The organism is Herbiconiux sp. (assembly GCF_004297105.1).
Taxonomy (GTDB): Bacteria; Actinomycetota; Actinomycetes; order Actinomycetales; family Microbacteriaceae; genus Herbiconiux.
The window spans coordinates 436,543-448,652 of record NZ_SCVE01000012.1 but is presented as its reverse complement, the minus strand read 5'-3'; the positions used below and the strand labels follow the sequence as shown (position 1 = coordinate 448,652).

Sequence of the window (12,110 nt, the reverse complement as noted above, 5' to 3'; positions counted from 1 at the left end):
CACCGAATCACGTCAGGCGAACCCGTCCGTGGGCGGGATGCTCCGCCCTGCGATGAGCCGGCGCAGCCACAGGGCGCTGTCCTTCACGATGCGATCCTGCGTGTCGTAGTCGACCCGGATGATGCCGAAGCGCTTGGAGTAGCCGTAGCCCCACTCGAAGTTGTCGAGCAGGCTCCACACCTGATAGCCGCGCAGGTCGACTCCCTGGGCGAGCGCCCGGTGCGCGGCCGTGAAGTGCCGCTGCAGGTAGTCCACGCGGAGTCGATCGTGCACACGCGGAGCTCCGTCGGCACCGTCGAGGGTCACGACATCCTCGAACGCGGCCCCGTTCTCCGTGATCATCAGCGGCTGCGAGGGGAATTCTTCGTGCAGGGCCAGCAGCAGCTCGAGCAACCCCGACGGATCGATGTTCCAGCCCATCGAGGTATACGGCCCCTCCTGCGGCAGGAACTCGACGTCGTCGGCACCCGGCCACGGCGACCCGCCGACATCCTTGTGTCCGTCGGCCATCAGCCGCGGCGACACCCCGTCCCAGTGCCGCACGACGGTGGTGGCGTAGTAGTTCACGCCCAGCACATCGATCGGCTGGCGGATCACCTCGAGGTCGCCGGCCTGCACGAACGACCAATCGGTGACGGATGCGGTGTCCTCGAACAGGTCGGCAGGGTACGCGCCGTGCAGCAGCGGCCCCGTGAACGCCCGGTTGGCGATGGCGTCGATCCGGCGCACCGCGTCGGCCCCCGACGCGCCCGATCCGGCCTCGGCCCGCAGCACGTGCAGGTTGAGGGTGATGGAGTACTGCGGTGCGTTCGACACGACCGGGCGCAGCGCCTCGATCGCCAGGCCGTGCGCCAGGTTGAGATGGTGCACCGCCTTCAGCGCCGCCTCGGGTGAGGTCACCCCGGGAGCGTGCGCCCCCGACCCGTACCCCAGGTAGGCCGAGCACCAGGGCTCGTTCAGGGTCGTCCACACCGCGATGCGGTCGCCGAGCGCTTCTCCCATGATGCGGGCGTACTCGGCGAAGGCCAGCGCCGTCGACCGGGCGGTCCAGCCGCCCTCGTCCTCGAGCGCCTGCGGCAGATCCCAGTGGTAGAGCGTGGCGATCGGCGTGATGCCGCGGGCGATCAGGCCGTCGACGAGGCGCGAGTAGAACGCGATCCCCTCGGGCAGGGCTGGTCCCCGGCCGGTGGGCTGGATGCGCGGCCAGGCGATCGAGAACCGGTACGACTCGAGTCCCAGCTCCTGCATCAGGTCGAGGTCGGCCTCCCACCGGTGGTAATGGTCGTCGGCCACGTCACCGGTGTCGCCGTTCCAGACCTTTCCCGGGGTGTGACTGAAGGTGTCCCAGATCGACGGCCCGCGACCGTCCTCGTCGAAGGCTCCCTCGATCTGGTACGACGCGGTGGCCGAACCGATCACGAACCCGGGTGGAAAGGTCAGTCCCGTGTCTCGGTAGTCGTCCCGCCCCGTCGTGGGGTCACCGGAGTCGTGCGTCGCGCTCATGCGCCGGCCTCCCGCACCGCGAACTCGAGGTCGGCGGCATCCGTCGTCACCGCGACCGAGCCGTCACCTGTGCGCGTGATGTCGAACACCACGGTGCGCCCGTCGGAGGGCGAGGTGACCGTCACCGACGACGGCCCGCCGCCGCCCGGGTAGGTCACGAACGACAGCGAGTCGAAGTAGTCGTGATCGGGCCGGTCGACCCGCGACGTCATCGGCAGCACCGATCCGCCCCGCACCCAGACCGGGAGACTGAAGACATCGTGCGTCTCGCGCCGCCAGGTACCCACGGGCAGTACCACGGTCTCGCCGGTCAGGAGCTGGGTCCACGTGCCGGCGGGCAGGTAGTACTCGACCTGCCCCGACGCGGAGAACACCGGAGCCACGAGCAACGACGACCCCAGCATGTACTGCCGGTCGAGGTAGCGCACAGCGGGGTCGGCCGGGAACTCCAGGAGCATCGGCCGCATGAACGGCACACCCGTCGAGTGGGCTTCGAGCCCCACGGAGTAGAGGTAGGGCATGAGCGACAGCTTCAGGGTGGCGAACCGTCGGGTCACCTCCACGGCCTCCTCGTCGAAGGCCCACGGCACCCGGTAGCTCGTGGAGCCGTGCAGACGTGAGTGCGACGAGAGCAGCCCGAACGCCACCCAGCGCTTGAACACCTCCGGATCGGGGGTTCCCTCGAAGCCGCCGATGTCGTGGCTCCAGAAGCCGAACCCGCTCAGCGCGAGCGAGAGCCCGCCGCGCAGCGTCTCGGCCATCGACACGAACGACGAGGAGTTGTCGCCACCCCAGTGCACGGGCATCCGCTGGCCGCCGGCCGTGGCCGATCGGGCGAACAGCACCGCGGAGCCCACCCCGTTCTCCTCTTCGAGCACCTCGAACACGGCCTCGTTGTAGAGCTGGGTGTAAAGGTTGTGCATGGTCTCGGGCGACGAGCCGTCGTGCCACACCACGTCGAGCGGTACGCGCTCGCCGAAGTCGGTCTTGACGGCGTCGACCCCCTGTCGCGCCAGGGTGCGCACCTTCTCCTGGAACCAGCTGCGCGCCTCGGGATTGGTGAAGTCGACGAGGCCCATTCCGGCCTGCCAGAAGTCCCACTGCCAGACCGTGCCGTCGGGCCGCTTCACCAGGTAGCCGGCGGCCGCGCCCTCGGCGAACAGGGGCGAGCGCTGGGCGATGTAGGGGTTCAGCCAGGCCGACACCCGCAGCGAGCGCTCGTGCACGCGGGCGAGCATGCCCTCCGGGTCGGGGAAGGTACGGGCGTCCCAGTCGAAGTCGGTCCAGTTGAACTCGCGCATCCAGAAGCAGTCGAAGTGGAAGACCGACATCGGCAGCTCCCGCTCCTGCATGCCGTCGATGAAGCTCATGACGGTGGCCTCGTCGTAGTCGGTGGTGAACGAGGTCGAGAGCCACAGGCCGTACGACCAGGCGGGCACGCGTGCCGGACGGCCGGTCAGTGCGGTGTAGCGCGACAGCACGTCCTTCGGTGTGGGCCCGTCGATCACGAAGTACTCCAGGGCCTCGCCCGCGGTCGAGAACTGCACCCGCTCGACCGCCTCGGATCCCACCTCGAACGAGACGTGCTCGGGGTGGTTGACCAGCACGCCGTACCCCTCGGACGAGAGGTAGAACGGCACGTTCTTGTAGGACTGCTCGCTCGAGGTGCCGCCGTCGGCGTTCCACGAGTCGATGGTCTGACCGTTCTTCACCACCGGGCCGAAGCGCTCGCCGAGTCCGTAGATCGTCTCGCCCACACCCAGGTCGAGCTGCTCGTGCACGTAGTGGGCGGATGATGCCAGTCCCGTGGTGGTGACGCCCGCGATGCCGGCAGGCTCCGCGGCGACCGGCGCGCCGGGCGCGAGCGTGATGTAGCCCACCGATTTGTGGCCGCTCGCGGTGAGGGGCCGGGTCACGCCGTCGGCGGTCGTGGAGTGGAAGCTCAGAGCCCAGGGCGCCCCTTTCGCGATGCGGGCGGTGAGCGACCCCGTGGTGAGAGTGCCGGCGTCGCCGTCGAGGCGGGCCGTGCCGACCCCGCTCTCTGCGCCCACGAGTTCGAAGCCGGGCGAGGGCCGGGTGCCCTGGAAGTGCTCGATCCGCACCCGCACCACGCCCTCGAGCGGCGACGAGAGGGTCACGGTCAGCAGCGGCCGATTGAGCACATCTCCGCGCGATTCGATGCGCTTCGTGGGGGCGGACACGACGAGGCTGTTGTCGCGCTCCTCGATGTCGTAGGCCTCCTGGGCGTAGACGGCGGAGACTCCGGGTCGGACGTGCCAGAAGCCGTCGGTGAACTTCATTGATTTCCTTCGTATCGGTCGTGGTCGGCAGTCGTCACTTCACCGCGCCGGCGGTGATGCCACGGGTGAGGGTGCGCTGGAAGATGAGGAAGAACACCAGGGTCGGGATGAGGCCGAGGAGTGCCGAGGCGCTCGTGGTGGTGACGTCCATCAGCCGGTCTCCCTGCAGCACGCTGATGGCCACGGGCACGGTCTGGTTGTCGTTCGACACCAGGAACGTCAGGGGGATGAGGAATTCGTTCCAAGTCCAGATGAAGAAGAAGATCAACAGCACCGAGAGCGTGGGCCGGGAGATGGGCACGATCACCCGCCACAGTGTCTTCCAGCGCCCGGCACCATCGAGGGCGGCCGCCTCGAGCACCTCCTTGGGGAAGGTGCCGAAGACGCTGGAGAGCAGATAGGTGCCGAACGCGCTCTGGATGACGGTGAAGATGATGATGACGCTCCACACGTTGTCGTAGAGGCCGACCTGCTTGAACATGTAGTAGAGCGGGTAGAGCAGCGCCTCCTGCGGCAGCAGGTTCGCGAGCAGGAACAGCACGATGATCGACGTGCGGGCACGCACGCGGCCGATGCCGATCGCGAAGGCGTTCAGCACCGAGATGAGTACCGCGAGCACGGAGACGACCCCGGAGATGAAGATGCTGTTCCACAGCTTCTGGGGGAAGTCGACGCGTTCCCAGAACCGCACGATGCCGTCGAAGTAGAGCTGCGTCGGCAGCTGCAGCGGGCCGGTGGCCGCGTAGTCCTGCGGCGACTTGAACGAGTTGATCAGAATCAGGATGAACGGGAACGCGATCAGCACGGCCACCACGATGGCCGCCGCCAGCAGCACCCAGTCGGTGACGGTGCGTGGCCGTTTGCCGTTCTTGCGCCGGCGCTGCAGACCGGCGGATGCCCGGGGCGGGCGCGGGGGAGCCATGGGCTCTCCGGCATCCGGAGCCGACCGGCTGATGGGGGTGGTGGCGGTCACAGGCCGGCCCTCTCCTTCTCTTCCCCGCGTAGTTGAGCGCGGATGAATGCGATGGCGACGATCGCGATGATGACGGTGAGCGCCGTGGCGATGGTGGCGCCGTAGCCCACCTGCTGCGACTGGAAGAACTCGCTATAGGCGTAGTACGCGGGCACCAGGGTGGAAGTGCCCGGCCCGCCGCCGGTCAGCACGTAGATGGGGCCGAAGACCTTCAGCGCCGCGATGGTGCACGTGAGGGCCACCACGTAGATCTCGGGGCGGATGATGCTCACCGTGATCGAGCGGAACCGCTGCAGCCAGTTGGCGCCGTCGAGTTCGGCGGCCTCGTAGAGTTCGGGGTCGACCCGCTGCAGCGCGGCCATGAAGATCACGATCGGGTAGCCGATCTGCACCCAGACCATCACCAGCATGATGCTCGCCAATGCCGTGTCGGGGCTGCCCAGCCAGTTGTGGGCCAGGGTGCCGAGACCGATCGACTCGAGGATCTGGTTGAGGGCGCCGTCGTCGCCCGGCCGGAGGATCCAGCCGATCACGATGCCGGCGACGGCCACCGGGAGGATCTGCGGAAGGTAGTAGGTGGCTCGCAGGAAGCTGGCCAGCCGGCCGCCGAACTTGCGCCCGATCAGGTCGAACAGGAGGGCCGCCAGGAGCAGGCCGAGGAGGGTCGGCACGATCACCATCGCGATGATCATCGCGATGGAGTTGCGGAACGAGGCCCAGAAGGCCGCGTCGCCGAACAACTCGATCCAGTTGTCGAGGCCGATGAACTCCGGTGGTTTGATGCCGCGCCACTCGGTGAAGCTCAGGTAGACGTTCCAGCCGAGCGGGATGAGCACGATGACCGTGAGGAGCACGAACCCGGGGAGGAGATAGAGCCAGTAGGCGCCGCGGCCGCGGCCGCCCCGGCTCGGGATGAGAGGCTCATCCGGAGCCGGGGCGACCTTGGCGGGGCGCTTCGCCGCGCGGACGAAGGGCACGGAGGTTGCCATGAGGGGCCTTCTTGTCTGGGCCTGCTGGTGCAGGCCTGTGGGGGCGGGCGTGCTCGTTCGGGTGCCGGCTACTTGCGGAAGTCGTCGACGTACGAGTCGTAGTCTCCGCCCAGGGTGCTGAGCACCGTGGTCGGGTCCTCCGAGCCGTTGATGAGGTTCTGCAGCTCGCCGTTCAGCTCGTCGTAGAACGTGGGGGTCGGCCAGTCGGGGTAGAAGGCCAGTCCGTCGCGCTCGTTGATCGTGTTGAACTGGTCGATCAGTTCTTTGCTCTTCTCATCGGTGATGTCGGCGATGTTCGCGGCCACCGGCACACCGCCGTTGTTGCCGAGGATCGCCTGGATCTCGGGGCGCATCGTGATGTCGATGAACTTGTAGGCCAGGTCGGGGTTCTTGGCGCTGGACGGGACAACCCACATGTTGCCCGCCGAACCGAGGCTGAGCTCCGACTCCGGGAACTCGAAGATGCCCCAGTCGAAGCCCGTGATCTCCTGGGTGAACCGGCCGTACCACCAGCTGCCCGAGACGAACATCGGCGAGTCGCCGTTGATGAACGACACTCCGGCGTCTTCGGCCTTGAGGCCCGACGCGTCCTGTGAGATGTAGCCCTTGTCGACGTAGTCCTTGATGGTGTCGGTGGCGTACGTGAGCGGCTCGCCCTGCCAGTCGACGGGGTTGGAGTAGAGCTGGTAGTCGTTGACCCAGTCGCGGTCGGCCTTGCTCAGGGCGAGCTGGTACCACAACTGGCCCAGCGGATACTCCTGCGCGGACTCGGCCAGCGGCGTGGTTCCGGCGTCCTTGAACTTCTTCAGGTCGGCCTCGAATTCGGCGTAGGTGGTGGGGGGCTCGATGCCCTGCGCGGCGAACGCGTCCTTGTTGTAGTAGACGGTGACGAACTCGCCGTAGTTCGGCACGCCGTACCACGGGCCGGAGCCCATGATGCCCTCGTCGTTGTAGCGGGCGGTGGTCTGCAGGGCGGGAGCGAGCTTGTCGTCCCAGCCGTACTGCTCGACCGCATCCGTCATGTCGGTCAGCAGACCCTGGCTGGCCAGGAGGCCCGCGGTGCCGTTGCCCTTGGCGTATTCGAGGATGTCGGGCGCCTCGTTGGAGTTGAGGACCTGGCTGGCCGTCGAGCGGATCTGCTCGAAGCCCTTCTCCTCGAACTTGACCGTGGCGCCGGTCTCCTCTTCGAAGATCTTGATCGCCTCGTCCCAGGCCTTGCCCATGGCACTGTCGGTCGACTCGTAGTGCCACAGGGTGAGGGTCTTGCCCTCAGCCGAGTCGGTGGAGCTGCCGGAGCAGCCGGCCAGCACGGTGGTCGCGGCGGCGAGGGCCGCGATTCCGGCGAATACGCGAGTGCGTCGTTTCACTGTCTACCTCCTTGTAGTGAGCAGGATGCTCGTGAGCGGTACGGCGGGTGGTGCGATGGTGCGGGATCGAACTGTCGAAGCGCTTCGATAATGCGCTTCGGCACGAGGTGGATGGATGGACGGGCCGGCGTCAGCCGGACATCGCGAGGACTCAGGCGACCGAGGAGGTCGAGCCCCTCGTGATGTATGAGGGCGGCACCAGCTCGACCACGGGTTCGGAGAACCCGTCGAGCTGGTGCATGGTGAGCTCGACCCCACGGCGCCCCGTGATGAGGGCGGGAAGCGGGATGACGTCGAGCGGGGGGTCGAGCATGTCGGTGGGGAAGCTGGAGCAGGCCGAGAGGATCGACAGATCGTTCGGGATGCTCACTCCGTCGCTGCGGAGCAGCTCGAGGAGCATGGTGTGCACGGGCTCGTTGGCGTTGAGAACGACGGCCGTCATCTCGGGGAGGCTCTGCCGCAGCTCCTCCACGGCGGCGCGCACGCTGGCCGGCTCCTGCTCGGGCATCACGAAGTGCAGGGCGACACCCTTGTCGGCTGCCGCCTCCACGAAGGCGTCGCGGAATCGGATGGGGAAGTTCGAGCCGCGCGCGTAGAGGTCGAGCGGGTGTCCGATCAGGCCGATCTGCCGGTGGCCCAGGGCGGCGAGCCTCTCGACCGACAGCCGCGCGGCCGCCTCGAAGTCGAGGTCGACGCAGGTGAGCCCGGCCGTGTCGGCCGGGATGCCGACGAGGGTCACGGGGATGTCGAGCTCGCGCACGAGCGGCACCCGGTTGTCGTCGCGGTCGACGTCGAGCAGCACGATTCCGTCGACGAGTTTGGAGGAGACCATCCGCCGAAGCCCGTTGACCGCCTCGTCCTGAACCAGCAGCACGGTGTCGTAGTCGAACTCGCGCGCAGCCTCGGCGATGGCCAGCACGAACGTCATGTGCGCGGGTGCGTAGGTGTCGGCGTGCAAGGGAGCGCTCAGGGCGAGCAGGTTGGTGCGGCTGCCGGCCAGCATCCGGGCGCCCGCGTTGGGGCGGTAGCCGAGTTGGGCGACGGCGGCGTCGATGCGATCGCGGGTCGCGGCACCGATGGCGCGCTTGCCGCTGAGAGCGTAGGACACGGTCGAGATCGACACTCCCGCGGCGCGGGCGACGTCGTTGATCGTTGCCATGCGCGCCTCCTCCGACGTCTTTGCCAGTTGTCGAAGCGCTTCCGCGAAGCGCTTCGACAGAAACGATAAGCGGACACCCGCATCGAGGTCAACCCATTCGTGCGAAAGCGTGGCTGCGGCGGATGTGCGGCCTGTCGCCTCGCTCTGAGCGGAGCGGCGGGCGCAACCCGGCTCGTCGGAGGAGAGGGGCCCCGCGATCGGTCAGCGCGAGACCGCCCGGATCATCGCCGGACCGGCCCACAGGATGAGAGCCAGCACCAGCACGACGAACCCGAGGAACGCGGGCACCAGGGGCAGCGCAAGCAGAGCCGCACCCACGAGCAGCGGTGGCACGGTCATGCCGGCAAAGGCGAGCAGGAAGATGCCCGCCGTGATCTCGCTGCGGTTCGCGGCGGTACCGAGCGAGGCCGCGGTGGCCAGCGCCCCGCGGAAGACGAGACCGACGCCCGCTCCGGCCACCACCCCGCCGGCGACGAAGAGGGCTGCCGAGGCGGTGAGGTCGGCGAGGCCGAGGGAGATGAGGCCCGCTACCATCGCGAAGACACCGAGTCGGAGCTGCGTGCGCGTCGACAGCCGTGCGAACACGACTTGCGCGAGCGCCGCCGCGCCGAACACCGAGAACGACACGATCCCGGCGATGAGGTGGTCGGTCTGGTGCAGCAACTGCGCGAGGAAGGTGGGCGCCACCGAGCCGAACAGCCCGGTGACCGCGAAGGCCGCGAAGGCCCCGATGCCCGCCGCCCAGTACGCCCGGCGGCTTTCGGCGGGAACCCGCACGCGCTGCGGGCGGTAGGGGCCGTGGTGACGGCCACGCGTCACCGTCTCGGGAACGAAGGCGTAGGCGAAGCCGACAGCGACGAGTGCGGCGAGGAACGCCAGATACGGTGCCACGAGCGGCTGGGGCGCCCACTCCGCGAAGAGCCCGCCGATCAGCGGCCCCAGGGCGAGCCCGCCCATGTTGGCCACGCCCGCGATGGTCGCCGCGAAGCCCACCGTGGCGGCCGGATGGCTGATCCGCCGCAGGTCGGCGAGGTGGGCGGTCGCGGTGGCCGTGAGGATGCCGATGCCGAGCCCGGCCACGAAGCGCGCCGTGATCAGGCCCACCGCAGAGGGCCAGACCAGGAAGAGCACGGCCGCCAGCACCTCGATGAGCACCGAGGTCAGGATGATGCGGCGACGGCCGAGCCGGTCGCTCACGTGCCCCGCGAGGTAGAGCGCGAGCATCACGCCGATCGAGTAGGCCGCGAAGATCACCGTGATCATCACGGTGGGGAAGCCGTCGCGCTGCTGGTAGATCGCGTACAGGGGAGTGGGCACGGTGTTGAACGCCATCATCACCAGGAACGCGACGGCCGTCACCCAGAAGCCGGCACGATGGGGCAGGCGGAGGCGGGTGTGCGAGGAAGGTTGCGGGGTGCTCGACTCCGGGAGGGTGTGCAGGGGGATCGACATCGTGCTCATGCCATGATCATGCGCCGCAACAGTCATCGAGTCCAACGAGTTTTATCGCACATAGTAATCGATTTCGTCTATGATCCGGATCATGGAGACCCGCCTGCTGGAGTATTTCGTCGCCGTGGCCGACGAACTGAACGTCACCCGCGCCGCCGCCCGGCTCTATGCGGCTCAGTCCACCGTGTCGGCGGGCCTGCGCAGTCTGGAGGCCGACCTCGGTGTCACCCTGTTCGAGCGCAGCACGAAAGCGGTGCGACTGCTCCCCGCCGGCGAAGAGCTGCTGCCGCTGGCCCGGCGCGTGCTCGATGAGGTGGCCGTGATGCGGGAGGCGGCCCCGGAGTCAGGCGCGGGCTTCCGCGGACGGGTGCGTATCGGCACATTCGCCGCGCTTCAGCTTCTCGATCTCCCCGGCGTGCTCGGGCGGTTCCGGCGCAACCATCCGCGGGTGGATCTTCAGTTGACCGTGTCGCCGACGGGTTCGACCGGGCTCGCCGACGACCTCACCCACGGCCGTCTCGATCTCGCTCTCACCTCGTTGCCCACGACCTCGGCGCTCGAGAGCTGGCCGCTGGCGAGCTACCCGTTCGTGGCACTCCTCCCACCCGCTCATCCGCTTGCCGGTGCTCGATCGGTCTCCCTCGCCGAATTGGCCGACGACGACTGGGTCGATCTGCAGCCGGGCTTCGGCAATCGCGTGATGGTCGAGCACGCGCTCGCCGACCGGGGCATCGTGCGCCACATCGCCGCGGAGTTGGCGGAATTGCCGGCCGTGGGTCCCTGCGTCGCGGCGGGCCTGGGTGTCGCGGTGGTGCCCGATCTGGTGTCGAGTGAGGGCTGCGTTCGCATGCCCCTGGCTGAACCCATCGGGCCCTGGGTCGTGTCGCTCACAACGCGTCGCGGCCAGAAGCGGCGACCGGTGGTGGTCGCACTCATCGACGAGGTTCGTTCCGCCATGTCCGACAGGGATGGGCCCATCGCCCTCTGACGATCGGCGTGCCTGTTCCCTGCGCGCACCGGTAGGCCATCGGGCCACATCGACCTACGGTGGTCAGTGCAGCGTCCGGGAGGAACACGATGACCACCACTACGAGCGGTACCTCACTGAGTGAGGCCGACCTCGAGCGTCGTGCTGCGCTCCGGCGCATGAAGACGCTCGCGACGGCCCTCCTGGTGCTGGCGGCGATCGTCTTCGCGATCGCCTTCGCGTTCGAGGATCGCTACGCGTGGCTGGGTTACGTTCGGGCGGCGGCCGAGGGCGCGATGGTGGGTGCGCTCGCGGACTGGTTCGCGGTGACCGCGCTGTTCCGGCATCCGCTCGGGTTGCGCATTCCGCACACGGCGATTATCCCGAACCGCAAAGACGAGATCGGGGAGAGTCTCGGCGAGTTCGTGGAGCAGAACTTCCTCTCCGACGAGGTGGTGCGCAGCAAGCTGGCCACCTTCAGCGTGGCCGACCGGCTGGGCGCCTGGCTCGCCGACCCGGTGAATGCGGAGCGGGTGAGTGCCGAGGGAGCCGTGATGGCGCAGGGTGTGCTGCGCTTCTTCAGCGACCGCGACGTCGAGAGCCTGATCGAGAGGCTCGCCCGGGAATACCTGTTCGACCGCGAGTGGGCGCCCACGATCGGTCGGGTCGGGTCGGAACTCGTCGCCGCCGATCAGCAGCGCGCGATCGTCGACGCGCTCGTCGATGCGGCGGAGACGTGGCTCAGCGAGCATCCGGATGCTCTCGGCGAGGTCGTCTCCACCCGTCTGCCTCGCTGGGTTCCCGGGTTCGTCGGCGGCCTCGCCGACTCGCGCGCCCATCGGGAGGTGATCGGCCTGCTGCACGCGGTGCGCGACGACCCCGAGCATCCGCTGCGGCAGGCGATCGACGGCTACCTCGTCGATCTCACCGATCGGCTGCAGCACGATTCCGCGATGGCGGAACGGGTCGAAGAGATCAAGGCGGAGTTCCTGCGGAGTCCTCGGCTTCGCTCCTTCGCCGGCCGGCTCTGGGAGGCGGTGAAGACGACGCTCGCGGAGTCGCTGGCCGACCCCTCGAGTGAGTTGCGGTCGGCCGCGGCATCCGCACTTGTCGATGTCGGTGTGCGGCTCTCGAGTGATCGCACGCTCTCGGCGAAGATCGACGCGTGGATCGCCGATGCGGCCGGCTATGCGGTTCAGAAGTACCGCCACGATCTCGCCTCGGTGATCAGCGACACCGTGAAGCGGTGGGATGCTCGCGAGACCACGGAGAAGATCGAGCTGCAGGTGGGCCGCGATCTGCAGTTCATCCGCATCAACGGCACGGTGGTGGGGGCGATCGCCGGCGTCGGGATCTACGCGATCGCGACAGGCGTGCACGCTCTGTTCGCCTGATCGATC

General features: G+C 68.3%; 9 protein-coding genes. 2 read left to right on the top strand and 7 right to left on the bottom strand.

All coding sequences use genetic code 11. From position 1 onward, the window contains the following. Positions 1-12: 12 nt before the first annotated feature. From EPO52_RS08530 to EPO52_RS08500, 7 genes are all read right to left on the bottom strand, one after another. Positions 13-1,503 carry a GH1 family beta-glucosidase gene (locus tag EPO52_RS08530; protein WP_290804677.1) on the bottom strand — a complete coding sequence of 497 codons (1,491 nt, stop codon included), beginning with the start codon at positions 1,501-1,503 and terminating at the stop codon, positions 13-15. After that, positions 1,500-3,803, bottom strand: a complete 2,304-nt coding sequence (gene yicI, locus EPO52_RS08525; RefSeq protein WP_290804674.1) for an alpha-xylosidase — start codon at positions 3,801-3,803, stop codon at positions 1,500-1,502. The genes EPO52_RS08530 and yicI overlap by 4 nt, the downstream gene beginning before the upstream one ends. 34 nt (positions 3,804-3,837) lie before the next feature. Next, positions 3,838-4,725, bottom strand: coding sequence for a carbohydrate ABC transporter permease (locus EPO52_RS08520; RefSeq protein ID WP_290806165.1), 888 nt, complete (start codon positions 4,723-4,725; stop codon positions 3,838-3,840). Between the two features lie 47 nt (positions 4,726-4,772). Then, positions 4,773-5,765 (bottom strand): sugar ABC transporter permease, encoded by a 993-nt coding sequence (locus EPO52_RS08515; RefSeq protein ID WP_290804670.1) that lies wholly within the window; start codon positions 5,763-5,765, stop codon positions 4,773-4,775. A 68-nt stretch (positions 5,766-5,833) separates the two neighbouring features. Further along, a complete protein-coding gene (locus EPO52_RS08510) occupies positions 5,834-7,132 on the bottom strand; it encodes an extracellular solute-binding protein (RefSeq protein ID WP_290804667.1) in 1,299 nt (432 codons plus the stop codon). 151 nt (positions 7,133-7,283) lie between these two features. After that, positions 7,284-8,291 (bottom strand): LacI family DNA-binding transcriptional regulator, encoded by a 1,008-nt coding sequence (locus EPO52_RS08505; RefSeq protein WP_290804664.1) that lies wholly within the window; start codon positions 8,289-8,291, stop codon positions 7,284-7,286. A gap of 201 nt (positions 8,292-8,492) precedes the next feature. Then, a complete protein-coding gene (locus EPO52_RS08500) occupies positions 8,493-9,752 on the bottom strand; it encodes an MFS transporter (RefSeq protein WP_290804661.1) in 1,260 nt (419 codons plus the stop codon). 82 nt (positions 9,753-9,834) lie between these two features. On the opposite strand from EPO52_RS08500, the gene EPO52_RS08495 reads away from it, so the two are divergent. Further along, entirely contained in the window at positions 9,835-10,731 is an 897-nt protein-coding gene (locus EPO52_RS08495; RefSeq protein WP_290804659.1) for a LysR family transcriptional regulator, read from the top strand. Positions 10,732-10,820: 89 nt separating this feature from the next. Further along, the gene (locus EPO52_RS08490) at positions 10,821-12,104 is read left to right on the top strand and encodes a DUF445 domain-containing protein (protein WP_290804656.1); all 1,284 of its coding nucleotides are present in this window, start codon (positions 10,821-10,823) and stop codon (positions 12,102-12,104) included. The last annotated feature ends 6 nt before the right edge of the window (positions 12,105-12,110 follow it).